Here is a 21083-nt window from a genome sequence, read left to right as displayed (position 1 = left end):
CGCAGATTATTTATAAGCTCTGCTAATCTAATTCAACCCTTCAAAGCGGTAGAAAAATGTCTCTGCATAAATTTCCTCTGGTCCAGAATGTTCTGGAAGCCAGCCGGGAACGTATCCGGTGGACGCTGGAAAATTTCCCTCGCGTATGCGTTTCTTTTTCGGGTGGCAAGGATTCAACCTTAATGCTTCACCTTACCGCCCAGCTTGCTCGCGAATCAGGGAAAAAAATCAGCGTCCTGTTTATTGACTGGGAAGCACAATTTTCTTGCACCATCGCGCATTGTGAACGTCTGCATGATTACTACAGCGATGTCATCGACACGTTTTATTGGGTTGCTTTACCGCTGACCACACAAAATTCGCTTTCGCAATTCACGCCTGAATGGCAATGCTGGGAGCCGGGGGTCGAATGGGTCAGGCAACCGCCGGAATACGCGATCACCGCCCACAATTTCTTCCCGTTTTATAAACAAGGTATGACGTTCGAGGTTTTCGTTCAGGAATTTGCCGAATGGTTCTCGCAAAAGCGCCCCGCCGCTGTCATGGTTGGCATCCGCGCCGACGAATCTTATAATCGTTTTCTGTCGATTGCGTCCCGGCGTAAGCATCGCTTTTCGGATGATAAACCCTGGACCACACTCGCGCCCGGCGCACATGCGTGGTATGTCTATCCGATATACGACTGGAAAACAGCCGATATCTGGACGTGGTTTGCCAAAAGCCATCAGCCATATAACCCGCTCTACAATCTTATGTTTCAGGCGGGGGTACCGCCGCGCTATATGCGTATTTGTGAGCCTTTTGGCCCGGAGCAGCGCCAGGGACTATGGTTGTATCATGTGCTGGAGCCGGAGCGTTGGGGCCTGATGTGCGAACGGGTGAGCGGCGTTCATAGCGGCGGTGTCTATGCCGGGCAGGACAGCAAATTTTACGGCCATCGCCAGTTAATGAAACCCGCTAACCATACGTGGAAGAGCTATGCGCTCTTTTTACTCGACAGTATGCCGCAGAAAACGGCCGAGCATTACCGTAACAAAATTGCCGTTTATTTACACTGGTATCAAAAAAGGGGAATTATGGATATTCCTGATACCCAACCTGGTGATATCGGTTCAAAAGATATTCCATCCTGGCGACGTATATGTAAGGTTTTACTCAATAACGATTACTGGTGCCGGATGCTCTCTTTTAGCCCGAATAAACCAGGGCACTACCAGCGCTACAATGAACGGATAAAAAATAAACGCAAGGAGTGGAACATATTATGCAACAGCGAATAATGTTAGTACTGGCAGCCTACCTTGATAAGTTGCCAGAGGCTGAGCGTATTGAGGCAATCAATAATTTCCGCCGGGTGTTACACGAATTTAGTCCTTTTAGTGACAACCCTGTCGATTGTGTATTATGGGTAAAACATGAGAGGCTCGCGCCTAATAACTATAATCCTAATAATGTAGCGCCGCCCGAAAACCGGCTGCTTTTCCGTTCACTGGAAGCCGATGGTTTTACCCAGCCCGTCGTCGTCGCTGAAAACAACTGGGGCAGGTATGAAATTGTCGATGGTTTTCATCGTCAACAGCTGGCGCAACATAAAAGTTCGCTGGCACGAAAACTGAAAGGCTACGTGCCCGTGGCGACCCTGAAAGAGAGACCTGACCGGCGCTCTTCACAGATGGCCTCCACCATTCGTCATAATCGCGCCCGTGGCCGCCATCAAATTAACGCCATGTCTGAGATTGTCCGCGAACTGGTACAGCTGGGATGGGAGGACATAAAAATAGGCAAGGAGCTGGGAATGGATGCCGACGAAGTCCTGCGCTTAAAACAGATTAACGGCCTGCTGGAACTGTTCAGCGGCCGTCAGTACTCCGAAGGCTGGACTGTTAAATAACTACAGTTTGCACAGCCGTTCGGCAGCGGCCAGCAGCGTCGATTCCTGTTTCGCAAAGCACAGGCGAATCAGCTTATGCGGGAAAGGATCAGCGCAAAATACCGATAGCGGGATCGCCGCGACGCCCGCGTTTTTCGTCAGCCACTGGCAGAAGCTCACATCATCCAGATCGGAAATCGCGCTGTAATCAGCGAGCAGGAAATAGGTACCTTCGCAGGGCAAGATCTCCAGTCGGCTGGCGCTTAGCGCGCTAATAAACAGATCCCGCCGCTGGCGATAAAACGCAGGCAACTCGCGATAATGCTGCGGCTCGGCACGCAGCATATCCGCCAGGGCCAGTTGCGCCGGGGTGTTAACAGCAAAGGTTAAATACTGATGCACTTTGCGCAGTTCCGCGCCGATCGCCGCCGGGGCCACGCAGTACCCAATCTTCCAGCCGGTCATATGGTAGGTTTTACCAAATGACGACACGGCAATCGCACGCTCCCGCAGTTGCGGATGCGCCAGCACGCTGGCATGCCCTTCCTGTGCAAAACATATGTGCTCGTAGACTTCGTCGCTCAACACGTAAATTTCGCGATCCTCAATCGCCTGCCACAGCGCGTTGAAGTCATCTTTGCGCCAGACGGTCGCGGAAGGATTATGCGGCGAGTTGAGGATCACTAACCGGGTACGATCGCTGAGCAACGCGGCAAACGCCTGCCAGTCAACGCGAAAATGCGGTGGCTGAAGCGCCACGCGTTTCAGTACGCCACCGGACAGTTCAACGGCGGGGGCATAGCTGTCGTAGCTGGGGTCAAAGCAAATCACTTCATCCCCTTCGCGTACCAGCGCGGTGATCGCCGCGTACAGCGCCTCGGTCGCCCCGGCGGTGATCGTGATATCGCTGTTCACATCCGGGCGATGCCCGTAAAGTTCCGCGGTTTTATCAGCAATCGCTTCTCGCAGCGCCTGCGCGCCGGTCATCGGGGCATACTGGTTAGCCCCCTGCGAAACATGGTATGCCAGCCGCTCCTGCAAATAACGCGGACCGTCAAAATCAGGGAAACCCTGCGACAGGTTGATGGCCTGATGCTGCTGCGCCAGGGCGCTCATTTGCGTAAAGATGGTCGTGCCGAGAGTGGGCAATTTACTTTGTGGGATCAAAGGGCGGCTACTCATTGTTTCTATCCATTGACTTGAGACGGTTAAAATCACTATAACACGCTCAATGCATTTGGCAATCAAGACGCTTAGACGTCCAAATTGCCTTATAATAACTCAGCCGATACTAGCGGCCTGGCGCGAAGATGCCCTCTGCCACCGTCTGCGGCGAGACAACGCCTGTATCCAGCACCCAGCCGCTGATCAGCGCGGCTGGCGTAACATCAAAAGCCGGATTGTAAACCTGCGCATCGTGCGGTGCCCACTGCACGGCACCAAAAGTGCCCGCCACGCCACTCACTTCGCTGGCCGCCCGCTGCTCAATAGGGATGGCGTCGCCGTGCGGACACTGCCAGTCCAGCGTGGTGTGCGGCGCAGCCACATAAAAGGGAATGCCGTGAAACGTCGCCAGCACCGCCAGGGAATAGGTGCCGATTTTATTTGCCACGTCGCCATTCGCGGCGATGCGATCTGCCCCGACCCACACCGCATCCACCTGGCCTTTCGCCATCAGACTGGCGGCCATCGAATCGGTAATCAGCTGATAAGGTATACCCAGTTCGCCCAGCTCCCACGCCGTCAGTCGCCCGCCCTGGAGCAGCGGACGCGTCTCATCCACCCAGACATTGGCGATGTTCCCCTGGTGGTGCGCGCGGGCGATAACCCCCAGCGCGGTCCCCACACCCGCCGTTGCCAGCCCGCCGGTGTTGCAATGGGTCAGTATCCGGCTGCCCGGCTTCACCAGGGCACTTCCGGCATCGGCAATACGTTCGCAGAGCTGTTTGTCTTCAGCAACCAGACGTTCCGCTTCGGCGACCAGCGCCGGAACAAAATCGGCCTGCGCCAGCGCCCCTTTCATACGGTCAAGATTGTTCATCAGGTTAACCGCCGTCGGGCGCGATGCGCGTAATCTCTCCAGCGCCACCGCCAGTTCCTCTCGCCCTGCTCCGCGCTCTGCCAGCAGCGCTAACAGCAGGCTGGCAGACAGCCCGATTAGCGGCGCACCGCGCACCCGAAGGGCGTGAATATGCCCCACCAGCTCACCCACATTGTCGGCAGGCAGCCAGATTTTCTTCTGCGGCAGCGCCTGCTGGTCGAGGATAAAAAGCTGATTCTGGCTCACCCGCAGGCTGGTCGTCTGTAGTGTCTGCATCTCGTTAAATCCCTGTTGCGTTGATGTATCACATTGTGTCAGGATGAATTCCAGATGTATAGACGTCTGAATGGCTTTAATCAAAAAGAGTGAAGGAGTAAGGCAATGTCGCAATATCGAACGTTCAGCGCCGGAGACGCCGTAGCGTATGCGCAGGAATTTGGCGGGCTGGCAAACCCGTCAGCGCTGGTCGGGGCGCAGGAAGTGGGCGACGGCAACCTTAATCTGGTCTTTAAGATCTTTGATGCGCAGGGCGTGAGCCGCATTATTGTGAAGCAGGCGCTGCCCTACGTGCGCTGCGTGGGTGAGTCCTGGCCGCTAACTCTTGACCGCGCCCGGCTGGAGGCGCAGACGCTGCGCGAGCATTATCAGCACTGTCCGCAGCACACGGTAAATATTGTGCATTTCGACCCTGAACTTGCGGTGATGGTGATGGAAGATCTCTCCGACCATCGCATCTGGCGTGGGGAGCTTATTAAAGGGGTAAATTACCCGCAGGCTCCCCGTCAACTGGGCGAATATCTGGCGCAAACGCTGTTTCATACCAGCGATTTCTGGCTGCATCCTCACCATAAAAAAGCGCAGGTAGCGAATTTCGTTAACCCTGAAATGTGTGAGATCACCGAGGATCTATTCTTTAACGATCCTTATCAGGTTCACGAGCGGAATAATTACCCGCCAGAACTTGAGCAGAACGTGGCCGCGCTGCGCGATGATGCAGCGCTTAAGCTTGCGGTCGCCGCCCTGAAGCACCGTTTTTTCTCCCACGCCGAGGCGCTGCTGCATGGTGATATCCATAGCGGCTCCATTTTTGTCGCCGAAGGCAGCCTGAAAGCAATAGACGCTGAGTTCGGTTTCTTCGGCCCCATCGGTTTTGACGTCGGTACGGCCATCGGCAATTTGCTGCTCAACTTCTGCGGCGCGCCGGGGCACCTGGGCATTCGCGATGCCGCCGCCGCCCGCGAACAGCGGCTGGTGGATATCCGCGAGGTATGGACGACCTTTGCCGAACGTTTTCAGGCGCTGGCGGTGGCGAAAAGCCGTGACGACGCGCTGGGCTACCCCGGCTATGTCTCGCAGTTCCTGCAAAAAATCTGGCACGATGCGGTGGGGTTCTGTGGCACGGAGTTGATTCGCCGCAGCGTGGGGCTTTCCCACGTGGCGGACATTGACACCATTCCCGATGAGGAAATGCGCCACGCCTGCCTGCGTCACGCTATTACCCTCGGCAAGGCGCTCATCGTGATTGCCGATCGAATTGAGAACGTGGAAGCGTTGATTGCGCGGGTAAGGCAATACAGCTGATGGCTCACCCTGGATGCTGGACAGGTCCCTCTCCCTCAGGGAGAGGATGGTTTACCCCCGGTACTCAATCACCGACAGTCCGCCGTTATAATCGGTACTGTAAATAATCCCCTGTGCATCCACAAACACATCACAGGACTGAATTACCCGCGGTCTGCCGGGCCGCGTATCCATCATCTTCGCTGGCGCAGCAGGCACCAGCGCCCCCGTTTCCACCGGGCGATACGGGTCCGAAATATCATACGCGCGCACGCCCGCATTCTGATACGTGGCAAAAATCAGCGTCGAACTGATAAAACTGCCGGGGCGATTTTCGTGCAGGTTATGCGGTCCGAAATGCGCGCCCTTCGCCACATAATCCGCTTCTTTCGGCTGCGGGAAGGTGGAGATACTCACCGGATTCGACGGTTCACGGATATCAAACAGCCAGATCAGCTTTTCGCCATCCTCCTGATTATCCAGCACCGCTTCGTCCAGCACCACCAGCAGATCCCGGTCCGGCAGCGGCAAGGCGGTATGGGTACCGCCGCCAAACGGCGGACTCCAGTTGCGGTGGCTGATGAGCTTCGGCTGCGTGCGATCTTTCACATCCAGCAGCGTCAGACCGCCGTCGCGCCAGCTTCCGTAGGCGGTATCTCCGGCAATAATCGCATGATGCAGAGCGTAGCGTTTTCCCTCGGGCCACGTCGGTTTCTCGCCTGCTGCGGGGTTCATGCCCGGTAACCACCAGCGCCCGGCCACTTCCGGTTTCCGCGGATCGGCCAGATCGATGGTGAGGAAAATATAGTCGGTAAAGCCGTCGATCAGCGCCGACACATAGGCCCAGCGCCCACCGACGTACCAGATGCGATGAATGCCGATCCCGTTAAGCGACAGGAAGCCAATCTCGCGAGGTTTATCGGGCACGGAAATATCAAACACGCGCAGCCCGGCACTCCAGCCTTTGTCCTGCACATCGCTGACCGTCTCGCCCACCTGGCGGGTGTAGTAGACTTTCTCATCAGCAAAGCGGGCATCGGCGAACAGATCGCGGGCGTTAATCACCAGCAGCAGATCGTCATGCGCCTGAAGATGCACATTCCAGGTGCCCGGCGGCGCGGGAACATAGCCAACCGCTTTGGGGTTTTTCGCATCGCGCACGTCGACTACCGAAAATCCCTGCGACACCATATGACCAATATAGGCATAACCGCGGTGTACCATCAGCTGCACGCCGTCGGGACGCCCGCCCTGATCGCTATGGCCGATCAGCCGCATATTGCGGCTGTAATCGGGGGTGGGTAAATCATTCGCCATATTCCCTCCTTCTGCCGGATGGCGGCTTCGCCTTATCCGGCCTGTAAATTCATCCGACCAACCAATCCGCGCGGTAAGCGTTATTTATTCTTCGCTTCCAGCGTGGCAAACCACGGTGCAATAAAGTCCTGAGTCTGACCCCAGCCCGGAATGATTTTACCCAGGCCCGCCACGTTTACCGCCCCCGGCTGGCTTGCCAGCAGCGCCTGCGGAATTGTCGCCGCTTTAAAATCATAAGTGGCAGGCGTCTGCTCACCGGCAATCTTATTGGCGATCAAGCGCACATTCGTCGCGCCAATCAGTTTCGGATCGACCGCCACGCTGACTTTCCACGGGCTGCCCGCTTCGCGCATCAGTTGAAGGTCCTGATTGGAGATATCAATGCTGTAGAGTTTGATTTCGGTGCGTCCGTTCTCTTTCAGCGCTTTATACGCCCCCTGACTGAAGGCATCCCAGGTGCCCCAGATGGCGTCGATTTGTCCTTTCGGATACTTCGCCAGCACCGCGCCGACCTTATTCGCCGTGTCGCCCTGCACGTCGGATGAAACCGCACCGATAGACTCCAGCTCTTTAATCCCCGGATTCTGTTTCAACAGTTCCTTATAGGCTGCCTGACGACGCTCCATCGGCGGGAAGCCCGCGACCCACAGCTTGATAATATTGGCTTTGCCGTTGAAGTCCTTAACCAGTTGACCAAACGACAAATTCGTCAGCGAGGCGTCGTCCTGCTGAGTGACCGTCACGCCAGGAATGTCGCCGTTCACCGCGGTATCAAAGACAGAGACTTTAATCCCGGCCTCAACCGCCTTTTTGACCAGCGCGGTAGCGTAAGGATCGCGCCCCTGCGAGAGAATAATGCCGTCATACTTCTGGCTAATCGCCTGATTTACAAAGTCCTGGAATTTGGCGTCGTCGCCGTTGCTGAGAAAGGTGCTGACCTTAAAGCCCAGCTTTTTACCTTCAAGGATCGCCCCGGAAACAAACTGGGTGGTATTGTCATCCGATCCCAGATTGCGGATCACCGCAATACGGATCGGCCCCTGATGCTCAGCGATGGCCGCAGGAACCGGCGCAGGCGTGGCGGCATACCCCGGAATTGCGCTGACTAAACTGAGCGCCAGCAGTGAAAGCGTCATTTTTTTCATTTCTCTGTTTCCCCTGAATGATTAACGTCGCTGGAAGTAAGTCAAAGCAAGAGCGCCAGCCAGCACCAGCCCCTTAATAATGTCCATGGCGTAATACGGTACGGAGAGCATCACCAGCCCGTTGGAAAGCACGCCCAGAATCACCGCCCCGACCAGCGTGCCCAGCGCATTGGGCTTACCGGAGCCAGCCAGCGAAAAACCTATCCACGCGGCGGCCACGGCATCCATCAGATAGCCGCCGCCAGCATTCACCTGTGAAGAGCCGATGCGTGAGGCCAGCAGAATGCCGCCCTGCCCCGCGAGTAAAGAAGCAATAAGGTACGCCGCCACTTTATAGCGAGTGGTACGAATTCCCGACAGGCGCGCCGCCTCGGCATTGCCGCCGATGGCGTACATCCGCCGCCCGTGGGTGGTGAGCGACAGGCCGAGCTGCGCCAGCACAGTAACCACCAGCATAATGATCACAATGGTCGGCACCTGCCCGAGCAGGCTAAACGCCGCCGGGATGGTCCCCTCTGCCATTTCGCCGCTCGGCAGCACCATGTTTTCGGTGATGGAGCCGCCGTAGCTGTAGGTCATCGCTACGCCCTGGATCACAAACAGGCTGCCGAGGGTGGCGAGCATATCGGGAATGCGCAGCACCACAATCAGAAAGGCGTTAAACAGCCCGACCAGCAGGCAAAGCGCCAGCGTCAGCAGGATCGCCCCGGTGGAGCCGAAGCCGTGCCAGACAAACAGCGAGATCACCAATGAGTTTGCCAGCGATGCCGTCGAGCCGACCGAGAGATCGAACCCGCCGACGGTGAGCGAGATCGAGACGCCAATCGCGATCACCGTGACAATCGCAATTGAGCGCAGAATGTTGATGATGTTGAAGGGATCGAGAAAATTATCCGATGCCAGACCAAAGATGGCGATCAGTGCCACCACGGTCAGCAGCATGCCCCATTTATAGAGAAAATCGAAAAATTGCTGACGGGGTGATGCCGTCGCGTTTACTGAAAGGGCTTTGCTCACGCCGCCGTTCCTCCGGTCGAGTAATAGAGAAGTGTCTCTTCGCGGGCATCCTCGCCCTGAATTTCCGCCACGATGCGCCCGTCCCAGAGCACGCAAATCCGATCGCACAGCCCGACCAGTTCGCTAAATTCGCCCGAGGCGTAAATCACGCCGCGACCTTCCCGCGCCAGGCCATCTATCAACTGAAAAAGATCCGTTTTGGCTTTAACGTCCACGCCTTTGGTCGGCTCGTCAAAAATCAGTACGCTGGCGTTGCCGCGCAGCCATTTGCCGATGGCGACTTTTTGCTGGTTACCACCGGATAAGCGTCGCAGATGCTGCCCCGGTCCGGTGGTTCTGACGCCGACGCGGGCGATGGTCTCCTGCGCCCAGCGCCACGCCTGCCGATGTCCGAACAGGCTCCAGCGTGAAAAGCTGTTATCGGCGCTGACCGCCAGATTCATGGCGACAGACTCATCAACAAAGATGCCCTCTTTGCGCCGTTCTTCCGGCACCAGCGCCAGCCCGCGCGCGACCGAGTCCGCCGGATCGCGCGGACGCCACGGCTGGCCGTTCAGTTCGCCCCGTTCGCTGCGGCTTTTCGTCGCGCCGAACAGCGCCTTACACAGCTCGGTTTTTCCCGCCCCCGCCAGCCCGGCGATGCCGAGGATTTCCCCCTGGCGCAGGCGCAGCGAAATATCTTTCAGCAGGGTCGCATCATGCAGGCCATCAACGCTCAGCAGTACCCGATCGTCGCACGGCGGACGGCGCGGCGGGTAAATATCGCTGAGTTCATGACCGAGCATTTTCTCGACGATAGCTTCCGCGCTCAGTGTTGCCATGGGGCCGCTTTCAATCAGCTTGCCGTCGCGCAGCACGGTAAGGGTGTCACAGATGGCTTTCAGTTCATGGATACGGTGCGAGATAAACACCACCGCAATCCTCTGTTGCTGCAAACGGCGCACCACGGTAAAAAGGCGCTCGCTTTCATGGCGATCCAGCGGTGCGGTCGGCTCATCAAGGATCAAAAAACGGCAGTGATGAGAGAGTGCCCGCGCCAGCAGGATTTGCTGTTTCTCCGCCAGCGAGCAGCTCTCAATAGCCCGCCGCACGTCCATCGCCACATCAAGCTGCGCCAGTGCGGCGCGTGCCTGACGGCGGATCTCACCCCAGCGGTAGCGATGACCCGGCTCGGCCAGCGCATCGAGCATAATATTTTCCGCAATACTCAGGCCGGGGATCAGCGCCACGTCCACCTCCTGCTGCACCAGATGAATACCGAGCCGTTTGGCGTCCAGCGGCGAGCGAATAGTCACCACCGAATTATTGATGGCAATCTCGCCTTCATAATGGTCCCAGGTGCCCGACAGCACCGCCATCAGCGTTGATTTCCCCGCGCCGTTGGCACCGGTTAAGGCATGTACCGAGCCGCCTGTCAGGGTGAAATTCACCTGGTTGAGGGCCTTAACCCCCGCAAAGGCCAGCCCGATCCCACGCATCTCAAGGCGATTGGCTTTCATCGGCTGCGGCTCCCCGTTATTAATGTTTTGATTTAGCGTATATTTCCTGCGAACACCTTGACTGGCAACGACAGAAAAGGCATAACATAAAACAAAATATTATTAGCCATCCGGATGTCCAGACATAACATCAGGTTAGCGATTACGCATAAGGACAACACTCATGAGCAGCACTGATATTCGCGTCGTTCCCGGCCCCGCTAACTATTTTTCCCACCGCGGCAGCCTCGCGCGGCTGGCTGATTTCTACAGCGATGAGCAACTTTCACGCGCGTTCTGGATTTACGGCGAACGGGCCATTGCTGGCGCGCGTCCTTTTCTGCCCGAGGCTTTTGACGCTCCCGGCGCAAAACGCTGCCTGTTTACCGGCCACTGTAGCGAAACGGACGTGGCCCAACTGGCACAAACCGCAGGCGACGATCGCGCGGTCATTATTGGCATCGGCGGCGGTGCATTGCTGGATACCGCCAAAGCGCTGGCGCGTCGTCTCGGCCTGCCGTTTGTGGCGATCCCCACCATCGCCGCCACCTGCGCGGCCTGGACGCCGCTTTCGGTGTGGTACAACGATGCCGGTCAGGCGCTGCATTTTGAAATTTTTGACGATGCCAATTTTCTCGTGCTGGTAGAACCACAGATTATCCTCAACGCCCCGGCGGAGTATCTGCTGGCGGGCATTGGCGACACGCTGGCGAAATGGTATGAAGCGGTGGTGCTGGCCCCGCAGCCGGAGGAATTGCCGCTCACAGTACGTCTGGGCATTAACGGCGCGCTGGCGATCCGCGACGTGCTGCTGGCGCAAAGCGAGCAGGCGCTGGCCGATCAGCAGCGCGGCGAACTGACCCAGGATTTTCGTGATGTGGTAGATGCAATTATCGCAGGCGGAGGCATGGTGGGCGGCCTGGGCGAGCGCTATACCCGCGTCGCCGCGGCGCACTCGGTGCATAATGGCCTGACGGTACTGCCGCAAACCGAGAAATTCCTTCACGGCACCAAAGTCGCTTACGGCATTCTGGTGCAGAGCGCGCTGCTTGGTCAGGACGACGTGCTGGCGCAGCTTAATGCCGCGTATCATCGTTTTCATCTGCCCACCCGTCTGGCCGAGCTGGAGGTGGACATCAACAATCGCGAAGAGCTGGACCGGGTGATTGCCCACACGCTGCGCCCGGTAGAATCCATTCACTTCCTGCCAGTCAACCTGACCGCGGAAACCCTGCGCGCCGCCATCGAAAAAGTCGAATTTTTCGGCCGTTAATCCACCTTTTTTGCACGCCTCTGTCGCCTGACAGAGGCATTTGCGATCCTGCTCGTAATCCCTGATGTTGCCGCTTTTCGTGTCTGCCGATCCGCTCTATGGTGTCCGATATAAGATAATGTAAAAATCTAATTATCTTATTATTTACTTATATTCAGACAGAGCGTACAGTGGAGGTCGAAATGAAGTTTGTGTGGTCAAGGAGTGCGTCAAAGCGGTTTTATCAGATTGATGAGCGGTACCGTCGCAGGATCAGGCAGGCGCTATACGATATCGGCGATCCCGATACGTTAAGGCTGGACGTCAAAAAGCTGTCGGTGCCCAAAGACCATTATCGGCTGCGTGTGGGGGATTACCGCGTCATCTATATGCTGCAAGGCGAGTTGTGCGATATCTGCTACATCGTGGCGGTTAAGCGCAGAACATCCACCACTTATTTGCATGAGGAGTGTGCACCCTATGGGAATTCAATATATTAAAGACGAAAAAGGGAACCCGCAGTATGTGGTGATCCCGTATGACGTCTTTTTCCAAATGCGCCTGCAAATGGCGGAGTTCGAAACAGCAAGCGAGGCGGAAGGCTGGGAAGATATTCCGTGCGAACAGGATGAATATGACGACGTCGGTATTCCCGACGAAATCATCGCCGTGATGTGCGACGAGAAAGTGAGCTTACAGGCCGCCTGGCGTATTTATAGAGGTCTGTCACAGCAGGAGGTGGCGGAAAAGCTGGGGATCAGCCAGTCCGCGGTTTCTCAGCTTGAATCACCGGATTCCCGACCGCAAAAGCGCACCCGCGAAAAGCTGGCCGCGCTCTATGGCTGTACCCAGGAGCAAATCAGCCTGCGTATTTAACAGCACTTCATGCCACCTTTACCGCCGTAGCGCGCGTCCTGGCGTTCGCGGAAAAATTCTTCATAGGTCATCGGCGTCTGATCCGGATGGGTGATGCGGATATGTTCAACGTAGTTGTCATAATCCGGCACCCCGATCATCATTTTTGCCGCCTGCCCCAGATATTTTCCCGCTTTAGAAAGGGTATCAAACATAGCTGCTCCATAACGTCATCCCTCCCCCGGTTGAGGGAGGGACTCTTCAGAGAGTAATTAGTGCGCGCCTTTTGACTGCGCGACGATCTGGTCCAGGTTATCCGGCATCGGCTGGTACGGCGTTTCTTTTGCCGTCACCCCATTCTGCCTCAGCGCCGCCAGCGCGGTTTTGATGGAGAAGAGTGCCAGCACCACGACCACTACCATAAAGAAGATGGTCAGCCCCGCGTCAAGACGGTTGTTAAACACCAGTTGCGCCAGCTGGGACTCCGTATACTGCGACGGAATATTGCCGCTGTCTATCATCGCCTGGAACTTATTGGCGATGGCAAGGAAGCCGACTTTCGCATCCGGGCTGAAGGATTTCTGCCACCCGGCGGTCAGGGTACAAATCAGCAGCCACGCGGTAGGTACCAGCGCCACCCAGGCGTAACGCTGACGCTTCATCTTGAACAGAACCACCGCGCACAGCATCAGCGCCATCCCCGCCAGCATCTGATTGGCAATACCAAACAGCGGCCACAGGGTATTGATGCCGCCCAGCGGATCGACCACGCCCTGATGGAGGAAATATCCCCACGCCAGCACGCACAGCGCCGTCGCCAGCAGGTTGGCTGGCAGCGAGTCGGTACGCTTGAGGCCGGGAGCCATCACGCCCAGCAGATCCTGAAGCATAAAGCGCGCCGCGCGGGTCCCGGCATCCACCGCTGTGAGAATAAACAGCGCCTCAAACAGAATGGCGAAGTGATACCAGAAGGAGACATCCATCAGGCCACCGAGCGCGCCGTGCAGGATATAGGCCATCCCTACCGCCAGCGTCGGTGCGCCGCCAGCCCTGGAGATAATGGACTGCTCGCCGACCTCGTTAGCAATATGCGCCAGCGTTTCCGGAGTAATGCTAAAGCCCCAGCTAGTCACTACCTGCGCGGCAGAAGCCACCACATCCGCCGTACCCGCCGGTGCCAGCACCGCCATCGGGCTGTTCATCGCAAAGTAAACGCCCGGATCGATGATACACGCCGAGACCAGCGCCATGATGGCTACGAAGGACTCCATCAGCATACCGCCGTAACCGATAAAGCAGGCCTGCCCCTCATTCGCCAACATCTTCGGCGTGGTGCCGGAGGAGATCAACGCATGGAAGCCGGAGACCGCACCGCAGGCGATAGTGATAAACAGGAACGGGAAGAGATTCCCCGTCCACACAGGCCCGGTGCCATCAATAAATTTGGTCATGGCAGGCATGGTCAGCGTCGGACGCATGATCAGAATACCGATCGCCAGACCGATGATGGTGCCGATTTTGAGGAAAGTAGAGAGATAATCGCGCGGGGCCAGCAGCAGCCAGACCGGCAGCACCGCCGCCACAAATCCGTAGCCCACCAGCATCCAGGTTAACTGGATCCCGGTAAAGTCAAAATACGGTGCCCAGGTTGCGCTTTCCGCTACCCAGCCGCCGGAAATGATGGCGAAAATCAGGAAAAACAGCCCGATGACCGAGACTTCACCAATCCGGCCGGGGCGCAGATAGCGGATATAAATCCCCATAAACAGCGCCAGCGGAATGGTAAAGGCGACGGTATACGTCCCCCACGGACTGTGGGTCAGTGCCTTGACCACAATCATCGCCAGCACGGCGAGGATGATCACCATGATCATAAAGCAGGCCACCAGCGCGATAATTCCCGCCGTCGCGCCCATCTCCTCTTTCACCAGCTCGCCCAGCGAACGCCCGTCGCGGCGGGTGGAGACGAACAGCACCATAAAGTCCTGTACCGCCCCCGCCAGCACCACGCCCGCCAGTATCCAAATCATCCCCGGCAGGTAACCCATCTGCGCCGCCAGCACCGGACCGACCAGCGGACCCGCGCCTGCAATCGCCGCGAAATGGTGGCCGAACAGCACCTTTTTGTCGGTTGGCACATAATCCAGCCCGTCGTTATAACGCACGGCGGGGGTCATGCGCGTCGGATCTACCGCCAGCACTTTGCGGGCGATAAAAAGCCCGTAGAACCGATAGGCGATGAGATAAATGCATACGGACGCGACCACAATCCACAGCGCGTTAATCTGTTCACCACGATTGAGGGCAATGAAGCCCAGAGCAAATGCGCCCACAATAGAGAGCACTGCCCATATGAGGTATTTCCCTGAATTGTTCATAGTTGTGTTCCGCTGCCTCAGCCAGAGAGATGTTACATTTTGTTTCTAGAGCATTCGGCAGGATTTAACAACTGTGAAACACTGGAGATCTGAGCTAAAACCGTTTATTTACATGACAATGTTAACGGGATCACTTTAGGGCGGCAAAGGAGTGAAACGGGTGAGGGTGTTATCTTCGCAGAAGCCACCGTTACCCCAGCACCGCCGTACTCAAACGGCAAGTGCAGCATCGCCTTCCCTGCTCGTCAAATACCACAATCTCCCAGCTCTGATTCTGACGACCGAGGTGCAACGGCTGGCAGACGCCGCGCACTTTCCCCTGCGATACCGCGCGGTGATGGGAGGCGTTGAGTTCCATCCCCACCACACACTGACCGTCGCGGGTCATCAGATAACCGGCCATCGATCCCAGCGTTTCCGCCAGCGCCGCCGAGGCACCGCCGTGCAGCAGGCCGAACGGCTGATGGGTGCGGACATCCACCGGCATGTCGGCCTCCAGCGTATCATCGCCGAGACGGGTATAAACGATCCCCAGATGCGCTACCATGGTGTTCAGGCTGGTGGCGTTGAGTTCATCCAGGGTCAAATGGCGTTTCCAGATCATCTTCAGGCTCCCAGCGTTGAACCGCCGTCCACCACAATATCCTGGAGCGTGATATGGCTGGCGAGATCGGAGGCAAGAAACAGAATGGTGTTGGCAATCTCCTGTGGACGGGCGATCTTGCCCAGCGGAATGCCGAGCTTAAACTGCTCGCCAAAACCGCGAATGCGCTGCTGTTCCGCGTCGTCGCTGACCCACAGCGTGCGCTGCATGTCGGTATCGGTAGACCCCGGCGACACCAGGTTACAGCGCACGCCGCTTGCCGCCAGTTCCAGCCCCACCGTCAGCGCCAGGCTTTTCAGGGCGGCTTTAGACGCGCCGTAGGCACTCATGCCGATGCGCGGCGTGTGCCCCGCGTCGGACGCCACGGTGACAATCGCCCCGCCCTGCTGACGACGAAACTGTGGCATGGTCTGCTGAAACAGGTTAAACGCGCCGCCGACGTTAACGGCAAAGGTCTGCTGCCAGTCCTCAAGGCTGAGACCGTCCGTAGGCCCCATGCGCAAAATGCCCGCCGCGTTGACCAGCACGTCCAGCCGCTCGCAAGCGGCCAGCAGACGCTGACATACCTCGGCGACCTGCGCGGCATCCGCCACGTCCAGCGTTTCGGTGGCGAAAGCATAGTCGTGCTGCGTAAAGGCCACATCGAAGCCAGTCACCGTCGCGCCCGCCTCTACAAATGCCTGCGCCGTGGCATAACCAATGCCTTTGCCTGCTCCGGTCACCCACACCGTTTTACCGCGAAAGTCAAAACCGGGCATCACTTCACCTCGCGGGAGAGCAGTGTCCACCAGGCATCCAGGGTCGGGTTTTTCGCCAGCATCACAAAATCAATGTCGCCGTGCACTTTCCGCCAGCGGGCCGCCAGCGCCATCATGCGTACCGAATCCAGCCCGTAGTCGATCAGGTTTTCATCATCCAGCGGTTCATCGGATTCATCCAGCAGCGGCAGGATCAGCGCCCGCAGCGCCTCCTTGCTTTTCGGCACCGGCGCAGGCAACAGTTCTTCGGTCATGACCACGCGTCCCGAGCGGCCTGCAACGTAGTTCAGCGCCATCAGGTGTTCCTCGCGGCTGAAATCAGCCAGCGCGTCGGCGACCATAAACGGCTGAATATCACGCATAAAGGCGTCGGTGGCGGTGGTCATGCAGCCGATGTGAGCATAGACGCCGGTGATGATCAGCTGGTTGCGCCCCGTGGCCTTAAGCTGCGCCTCCAGCGGCGAGCGATGAAATGCGCTGTAGCGCCACTTCACCAGCACGGTATCGCTTTCATCCGGGGCCAGCGCGTCGACAATTTTTTGCTGCTCCGGCGAACGGGTCAGCCCCGGCCCCCACATGTCATTGAGCAGCGCGCGATCTTCATCGCTCTGCTCTTTCGGCTGGGCGGTGTAGTACACCGGAATATTGTGCTGTTTGCAGTACTGGCGCAGAGCGGCGATATTGGCGACGACCAGCTCCATCATCGGGCAGTTATTGCCCCAGAAACTGATGAAATAATCCTGCATATCGTGGATCAGCAGCGCCGCCCGCGCGGGATCAACGGTCCAGTTGACTTTGTTATCCGGCATATCGCTGGCGGTGGGCAGCGCGTACGCCTGTAGTTTTGGAATGGCCATGACTTTCTCTCCTTCAGACCGGCGAACGGGACGCCAGCCATTGACGCAACTGTTTTTTATCCACTTTACCGACCGGCGTGAGCGGCAGCGCTTCTACGCACTCCACGCGATCCGGCAGTTTGTATTCGGCAACGCCCTGCTCGCGCAGGAAACGGCGGACCTGTACCGCGCGCAGCGGCGCGTTAACCACCAGCCACGCGCAGCTTTTTTCGCCCATCAGCTCATCTTCCATACTGACCAGCGCGGCCTGGATCACCGACTCGTGGCGCAGCAGCAGGTTCTCGATCTCTTCGGCAGCGATTTTTTCACCGCCGCGGTTGATCTGATCTTTTTCCCGCCCCTGCACGGTGATATAGCCCTGCTCATCAATCGCAATCAGATCGCCGGAGCAGTAGAAGCCATTCTCATCAAAGGCGCTGGCATTGTGCTCAGGGCTTTTAAAATAGCCACGGAAGGTATACGGGCCGCGGGTCATCAGGCGTCCCACTTCGCCGCGCGGTAGCGGATTGCCGTCGGCATCCGCGACCCACACTTCATCGTCCGGGCACATCGGGCGGCCCTGGGTATTGAGAATGCGATCCAACGGATCGTCCAGTCGGGTATAGTTGACCAGCCCTTCCGCCATGCCGAAAACCTGCTGAAGCTGGCAGCCAATCTCCTGCACAATGCGCGCGGCAAGCGTCGCGGGCAGGCGCGCCCCGCCGACCTGGAGCAGCTCCAGCGAGGCGAGCTGGGCCTTACTGCCATCTTCCTGTAACGCCTGTAACCACAGGCTCACCGCAGGCGGCACCAGCGGTGCCACCGTGATGCGATGCTTTTCAATCAGCGGGAAACAGAGCGTAGCGCTGGGATCGGCGGCCAGCACCACGGTCCCTTGCGCCAGAAATACGCCGAGCGCGCCGGGTGAGCTGATGGCGTAGTTATGCGCCGCCGGAAGCGCGCATAAAAAGCGTGTTCGTTCGCTAAATTGACAGATTTCATTACTGCGCCGCACGCTGTAGTAATAGTCGTTATGGGTACGCGGGATCAGTTTCGGCGTGCCGGTCGTACCGCCGGAGAGCTGGAAATACGCCACCTCGTCAGCCGGTGACGGCGTGGCGATAAAATCGTCTGCCGGTTGCGCTATCGCCGCGCCAAGATCGTGTTCGCCCTGATGATGACGTAACAGCACCACCCGGACTGAGTGGCATTCGGCCACAAACTGATTCAGAAACGCATCGCTGGCAAACAGCGCGTGCTCGCGGTCGGCCACAATCAGCGCCGGTTCGATTTGCGCAGCGTAGGCGTTCAGTTCCGAGCGCTGATGGCTGAACAACGCCATCACCGGCGCGACGCCCAGCTTCAGCAATGCGAAAAAGGTAATATAGAGTTCGACCACGTTGCCAAGCTGTACCAGCGCGGTCTCTCCAGGCTTAATCCCCTGACGCTGTAATGCGGCGGCCAGATTATCCGAAGCCTGATGAAGCTCGCGATAGCTGACATGGCGCTCACCATCAATGACCGCAATCTTATCGCTCTGCGCATGGCGGGTCAGAATGTCGGTCAAGGGCAGATCCTGCCAGTAGCCTTTTTCACGATAGCGTCGGGCTAAATCGTCAGGCCAGCGGGTAAAAGGAATGCTCATCATCGTTCCTCACTGTAAGCCAAAGACGTTCAGCATCGTAGAAAGCTTGGTGCCGGTTTCTCGCCACTCCGCGACGGGAGACGATGCGGGCACAATCCCCGCGCCGGCAAATAACCGGATTTGATTCTGATACAGCCGGGCGCAGCGAATCGTTACCACCCACTCGCCGTTACCTTCATCGTCACACCAGCCGACGATGCCGCCAAACAGTTCGCGGTTAAACGGCTCCAGTTCGGCGATCAGTTTCTTCGCGACCTGATGCGGGAAACCGCTCAGCGCTGGCGTCGGATGCAGCAGGCAGGCCAGCGACAGCGCGTTTTCCTGCGCGTCACACTCGCCGGTTATCGGCGTGCCCAGATGCCATAACGTTGGCGTAGTGATCAGCTGGGGCGATTCCGGCAGCGTTAAATGGCGGCTGCGCGGTGCCAGCACGGCTTTCATCGCCTGGGTCACCAGATCGTGCTCGTGGCGATCTTTTTCCGAGGCCAGCAGCTTATTGCCCGCTTCGCGATCCAGCACGTCATCCGGCTGGCGTCGCGCTGAACCGGCCAGCGGCAGCGAGTTAAACTGGGTGCCTTCTTTACGCAACAGCAGTTCCGGGCTGGCACCGAGCAAGACGCCGCCGTCGCTGAGCGGTAGATGGAAGTTATAGCTGGCCGGATTCTGGGCAATCAGACGCTCCAGTAATTCGCCGCTGTTAACCGGCGCGTCGGTGGCAATCTCAATCAGGCGGGATAAGACGACCTTATCAACCTCTGGCGTGGCGGTCAGCGCGGCAGCGCGGGCGACCATCGCCATAAACTCATCCTGCTGTGGGATCTCACGGCGCGCGGTGATATTCAGCGGCGGCTGCTGGGCAGCGTAGCGTGCGGAGTGCTGTTTCTCTTTGCGGGAGAAGGTCTCATGGCGCTCGGGAATAAACAGTTCGCTGGGCTGGGTGGTATCAAACGGGATCGCACCGACCATCACCGGTTTTTCGATTCCTGCCGCTTTTGCCCGGGCGAACGCCTCCGTCAGCGCCTGCTGGAATGCGCTGTGCGCAAGGTCTCCCCCTTCGGCGGGCTCGCTCACCCGCGCAAAACAGCCGGTCGTCGTGAAACTGCGGAACGGCGACATAAAAAGAAAGCGATCGGCGCTTAGCGTCGCCTTTGCCTGCTGAAGCTCTTCAGCCAGTGACGTTTCCATATTCCTCTCCAAAAACGATAAAGATAATAATTATCATTATATTTTGGCTCGCTAACCTAAAAGCAAAACTGCCCTGTGTCAACCGCCGGGGATAGCATCTTGTGCGGGTAAGGCTTGCATCCGCGTGAGGCAAAGCTGAAAATGAGAAGCATTCACCACAATAAAACAGGATACCGGTCCGTGAATTTTCTCTCTTTGCGACGCGACGCGCTGCTGATGCTGTGCCTTTTTCTTTTCGGAGTAACCTCAGCGCTGGCGGCTGACTGGCCGCGGCAGATCGCCGACAGCCGTGGTACACAGACGCTCGATCACAAGCCGCTGCGCATTGTCTCTACCAGCGTCACCCTCACCGGTTCCCTGCTGGCGATTGATGCGCCGGTGATCGCCAGCGGGGCGACCACCCCGAATAACCGCGTCGCCGACGCCCAGGGCTTTTTACGCCAGTGGGGCGAGGTGGCAAAACAACGCCAGCTCGCGCGCCTGTACATCGGCGAACCCAGCGCCGAAGCGGTGGCGGCGCAAATGCCGGACCTGATCCTGATTAGCGCCACCGGCGGCGACTCCGCGCTGGCACTTTACGACCAGCTCTCGGCGATTGCCCCGACGCTGGTCATTAATTACGACGATAAAAGCTGGCAGGCGCTGTTAACCGAACTGGGCCAGATCACCGGCCAGGAAAAACAGGCCGCCGCCCGTATTGCCGAGTTCGATCGCCAGCTTGCGACCGTGAAGCAGCAGATGAAACTGCCGCCGCAGCCGGTCAGCGCGCTGGTGTATACTGCTGCGGCCCACAGCGCGAATCTGTGGACCGCCGACTCGGCGCAGGGCAAGCTCCTGCAACAGCTCGGCTTTACGCTGGCGACGCTGCCAGCCGGGCTGCACACCAGCCAGAGTCAGGGCAAACGTCACGACATAATCCAGCTCGGCGGCGAAAATCTGGCGGCGGGCCTTAACGGCCAGTCGCTGTTCCTCTTTGCCGGCGACCAGAAGGACGCCGACGCGATTTACGCCAATCCGCTGCTTTCCCACCTGCCTGCGGTGCAACATAAACAGGTCTGGGCGCTGGGCACCGAGACCTTCCGCCTTGATTACTACAGCGCGATGCTGGTACTGCAACGTCTGGCGTCACAGTTCAAATAAGC

Annotated in this window: 20 protein-coding genes; 7 read left to right on the top strand and 13 right to left on the bottom strand. The window is 57.9% G+C overall.

Features of this window, described 5'->3' with window-relative positions; all coding sequences use genetic code 11:
• Positions 1-56 precede the first annotated feature (56 nt).
• Together INT84_RS01890 and INT84_RS01885 are read left to right on the top strand one after the other, a co-directional pair.
• Positions 57-1280, top strand: coding sequence for a phosphoadenosine phosphosulfate reductase (locus INT84_RS01890; RefSeq protein ID WP_194205420.1), 1224 nt, complete (start codon positions 57-59; stop codon positions 1278-1280).
• Positions 1265-1891 carry a ParB/RepB/Spo0J family partition protein gene (locus INT84_RS01885; RefSeq protein WP_194205419.1) on the top strand — a complete coding sequence of 209 codons (627 nt, stop codon included), beginning with the start codon at positions 1265-1267 and terminating at the stop codon, positions 1889-1891. Before INT84_RS01890 ends, INT84_RS01885 begins: the two co-directional genes overlap by 16 nt.
• Here the strand turns inward: INT84_RS01885 and INT84_RS01880 are convergent, their stop codons facing one another.
• Together INT84_RS01880 and mtnA are read right to left on the bottom strand one after the other, a co-directional pair.
• The gene (locus tag INT84_RS01880) at positions 1892-3052 is read right to left on the bottom strand and encodes a pyridoxal phosphate-dependent aminotransferase (protein WP_194205418.1); all 1161 of its coding nucleotides are present in this window, start codon (positions 3050-3052) and stop codon (positions 1892-1894) included.
• A gap of 109 nt (positions 3053-3161) precedes the next feature.
• Complete coding sequence (gene mtnA / locus INT84_RS01875) at positions 3162-4187, bottom strand: S-methyl-5-thioribose-1-phosphate isomerase (RefSeq protein WP_194205417.1); 1026 nt, start codon at positions 4185-4187, stop codon at positions 3162-3164.
• A 105-nt stretch (positions 4188-4292) separates the two neighbouring features.
• Here mtnA and mtnK point away from each other — a divergent pair, with 105 nt between their 5' ends.
• On the top strand, positions 4293-5492 hold the full coding sequence (mtnK, locus tag INT84_RS01870) for an S-methyl-5-thioribose kinase (RefSeq protein ID WP_194205416.1): 1200 nt from the start codon (positions 4293-4295) through the stop codon (positions 5490-5492).
• Positions 5493-5543: 51 nt separating this feature from the next.
• On the opposite strand, the gene INT84_RS01865 is transcribed toward mtnK, so the two are convergent.
• The 4 genes from INT84_RS01865 to INT84_RS01850 form a co-directional block, all read right to left on the bottom strand.
• Entirely contained in the window at positions 5544-6788 is a 1245-nt protein-coding gene (locus tag INT84_RS01865; protein WP_194205415.1) for an LVIVD repeat-containing protein, read from the bottom strand.
• An 80-nt stretch (positions 6789-6868) separates the two neighbouring features.
• Positions 6869-7933 (bottom strand): sugar ABC transporter substrate-binding protein, encoded by a 1065-nt coding sequence (locus INT84_RS01860; protein ID WP_194205414.1) that lies wholly within the window; start codon positions 7931-7933, stop codon positions 6869-6871.
• Between the two features lie 21 nt (positions 7934-7954).
• Positions 7955-8950 carry an ABC transporter permease gene (locus tag INT84_RS01855; RefSeq protein ID WP_194205413.1) on the bottom strand — a complete coding sequence of 332 codons (996 nt, stop codon included), beginning with the start codon at positions 8948-8950 and terminating at the stop codon, positions 7955-7957.
• A complete protein-coding gene (locus INT84_RS01850; protein WP_194205412.1) occupies positions 8947-10449 on the bottom strand; it encodes a sugar ABC transporter ATP-binding protein in 1503 nt (500 codons plus the stop codon). The genes INT84_RS01855 and INT84_RS01850 overlap by 4 nt, the downstream gene beginning before the upstream one ends.
• A gap of 163 nt (positions 10450-10612) precedes the next feature.
• Here INT84_RS01850 and INT84_RS01845 point away from each other — a divergent pair, with 163 nt between their 5' ends.
• The 3 genes from INT84_RS01845 to INT84_RS01835 all read left to right on the top strand — a co-directional run bounded on the left by INT84_RS01845 (position 10613) and on the right by INT84_RS01835 (position 12556).
• Positions 10613-11701: an oxidoreductase gene (locus INT84_RS01845; protein WP_194205411.1), complete on the top strand. Its 1089-nt coding sequence runs from the start codon at positions 10613-10615 to the stop codon at positions 11699-11701.
• Between the two features lie 182 nt (positions 11702-11883).
• Entirely contained in the window at positions 11884-12180 is a 297-nt protein-coding gene (locus tag INT84_RS01840; RefSeq protein WP_194205410.1) for a type II toxin-antitoxin system RelE/ParE family toxin, read from the top strand.
• Positions 12161-12556, top strand: a complete 396-nt coding sequence (locus INT84_RS01835; RefSeq protein ID WP_194205409.1) for a helix-turn-helix domain-containing protein — start codon at positions 12161-12163, stop codon at positions 12554-12556. Before INT84_RS01840 ends, INT84_RS01835 begins: the two co-directional genes overlap by 20 nt.
• Here INT84_RS01835 and INT84_RS01830 read toward each other — a convergent pair.
• The 7 genes from INT84_RS01830 to entC all read right to left on the bottom strand — a co-directional run bounded on the left by INT84_RS01830 (position 12553) and on the right by entC (position 19941).
• Positions 12553-12750: a YbdD/YjiX family protein gene (locus INT84_RS01830; protein ID WP_176919712.1), complete on the bottom strand. Its 198-nt coding sequence runs from the start codon at positions 12748-12750 to the stop codon at positions 12553-12555. The two genes, INT84_RS01835 and INT84_RS01830, sit on opposite strands and share 4 nt — an antisense overlap.
• 57 nt (positions 12751-12807) lie before the next feature.
• Entirely contained in the window at positions 12808-14913 is a 2106-nt protein-coding gene (cstA, locus tag INT84_RS01825; RefSeq protein ID WP_194205408.1) for a pyruvate/proton symporter CstA, read from the bottom strand.
• A 190-nt stretch (positions 14914-15103) separates the two neighbouring features.
• The gene (entH, locus tag INT84_RS01820) at positions 15104-15517 is read right to left on the bottom strand and encodes a proofreading thioesterase EntH (RefSeq protein WP_194205407.1); all 414 of its coding nucleotides are present in this window, start codon (positions 15515-15517) and stop codon (positions 15104-15106) included.
• A gap of 2 nt (positions 15518-15519) precedes the next feature.
• Positions 15520-16275 (bottom strand): 2,3-dihydro-2,3-dihydroxybenzoate dehydrogenase EntA, encoded by a 756-nt coding sequence (gene entA, locus INT84_RS01815; protein WP_194206090.1) that lies wholly within the window; start codon positions 16273-16275, stop codon positions 15520-15522.
• A complete protein-coding gene (locus INT84_RS01810) occupies positions 16275-17132 on the bottom strand; it encodes an isochorismatase (RefSeq protein ID WP_194205406.1) in 858 nt (285 codons plus the stop codon). The genes entA and INT84_RS01810 overlap by 1 nt, the downstream gene beginning before the upstream one ends.
• Positions 17133-17145: 13 nt before the next feature.
• A complete protein-coding gene (gene entE, locus INT84_RS01805; protein ID WP_194206089.1) occupies positions 17146-18756 on the bottom strand; it encodes a (2,3-dihydroxybenzoyl)adenylate synthase EntE in 1611 nt (536 codons plus the stop codon).
• Positions 18757-18765: 9 nt separating this feature from the next.
• A complete protein-coding gene (gene entC / locus INT84_RS01800; protein WP_194205405.1) occupies positions 18766-19941 on the bottom strand; it encodes an isochorismate synthase EntC in 1176 nt (391 codons plus the stop codon).
• Positions 19942-20121: 180 nt separating this feature from the next.
• Between entC and fepB the strand changes: the two genes are divergently transcribed.
• On the top strand, positions 20122-21081 hold the full coding sequence (gene fepB / locus INT84_RS01795; protein ID WP_370529628.1) for a Fe2+-enterobactin ABC transporter substrate-binding protein: 960 nt from the start codon (positions 20122-20124) through the stop codon (positions 21079-21081).
• Positions 21082-21083: the final 2 nt, after the last annotated feature.

Source organism: Superficieibacter sp. 1612_C1 (assembly GCF_015234305.1).
GTDB lineage: Bacteria > Pseudomonadota > Gammaproteobacteria > Enterobacterales > Enterobacteriaceae > Superficieibacter.
This window is presented reverse-complemented; position numbering and strand designations above follow the sequence as displayed.

What these genes read in the sequence shown, in the direction of transcription:
- INT84_RS01890 (WP_194205420.1), top strand. Translation starts at nt 57, where the DNA reads ATGTCTCTGCATAAATTTCCTCTGGTCCAGAATGTTCTGGAAGCCAGC.
- INT84_RS01885 (WP_194205419.1), top strand. Translation starts at nt 1,265, where the DNA reads ATGCAACAGCGAATAATGTTAGTACTGGCAGCCTACCTTGATAAGTTG.
- INT84_RS01880 (WP_194205418.1), bottom strand. Translation starts at nt 3,052, where the DNA reads ATGAGTAGCCGCCCTTTGATCCCACAAAGTAAATTGCCCACTCTCGGC.
- mtnA (WP_194205417.1), bottom strand. Translation starts at nt 4,187, where the DNA reads ATGCAGACACTACAGACGACCAGCCTGCGGGTGAGCCAGAATCAGCTT.
- mtnK (WP_194205416.1), top strand. Translation starts at nt 4,293, where the DNA reads ATGTCGCAATATCGAACGTTCAGCGCCGGAGACGCCGTAGCGTATGCG.
- INT84_RS01865 (WP_194205415.1), bottom strand. Translation starts at nt 6,788, where the DNA reads ATGGCGAATGATTTACCCACCCCCGATTACAGCCGCAATATGCGGCTG.
- INT84_RS01860 (WP_194205414.1), bottom strand. Translation starts at nt 7,933, where the DNA reads ATGAAAAAAATGACGCTTTCACTGCTGGCGCTCAGTTTAGTCAGCGCA.
- INT84_RS01850 (WP_194205412.1), bottom strand. Translation starts at nt 10,449, where the DNA reads ATGAAAGCCAATCGCCTTGAGATGCGTGGGATCGGGCTGGCCTTTGCG.
- INT84_RS01845 (WP_194205411.1), top strand. Translation starts at nt 10,613, where the DNA reads ATGAGCAGCACTGATATTCGCGTCGTTCCCGGCCCCGCTAACTATTTT.
- INT84_RS01840 (WP_194205410.1), top strand. Translation starts at nt 11,884, where the DNA reads ATGAAGTTTGTGTGGTCAAGGAGTGCGTCAAAGCGGTTTTATCAGATT.
- INT84_RS01835 (WP_194205409.1), top strand. Translation starts at nt 12,161, where the DNA reads ATGGGAATTCAATATATTAAAGACGAAAAAGGGAACCCGCAGTATGTG.
- INT84_RS01830 (WP_176919712.1), bottom strand. Translation starts at nt 12,750, where the DNA reads ATGTTTGATACCCTTTCTAAAGCGGGAAAATATCTGGGGCAGGCGGCA.
- cstA (WP_194205408.1), bottom strand. Translation starts at nt 14,913, where the DNA reads ATGAACAATTCAGGGAAATACCTCATATGGGCAGTGCTCTCTATTGTG.
- entH (WP_194205407.1), bottom strand. Translation starts at nt 15,517, where the DNA reads ATGATCTGGAAACGCCATTTGACCCTGGATGAACTCAACGCCACCAGC.
- entA (WP_194206090.1), bottom strand. Translation starts at nt 16,275, where the DNA reads ATGCCCGGTTTTGACTTTCGCGGTAAAACGGTGTGGGTGACCGGAGCA.
- INT84_RS01810 (WP_194205406.1), bottom strand. Translation starts at nt 17,132, where the DNA reads ATGGCCATTCCAAAACTACAGGCGTACGCGCTGCCCACCGCCAGCGAT.
- entE (WP_194206089.1), bottom strand. Translation starts at nt 18,756, where the DNA reads ATGAGCATTCCTTTTACCCGCTGGCCTGACGATTTAGCCCGACGCTAT.
- entC (WP_194205405.1), bottom strand. Translation starts at nt 19,941, where the DNA reads ATGGAAACGTCACTGGCTGAAGAGCTTCAGCAGGCAAAGGCGACGCTA.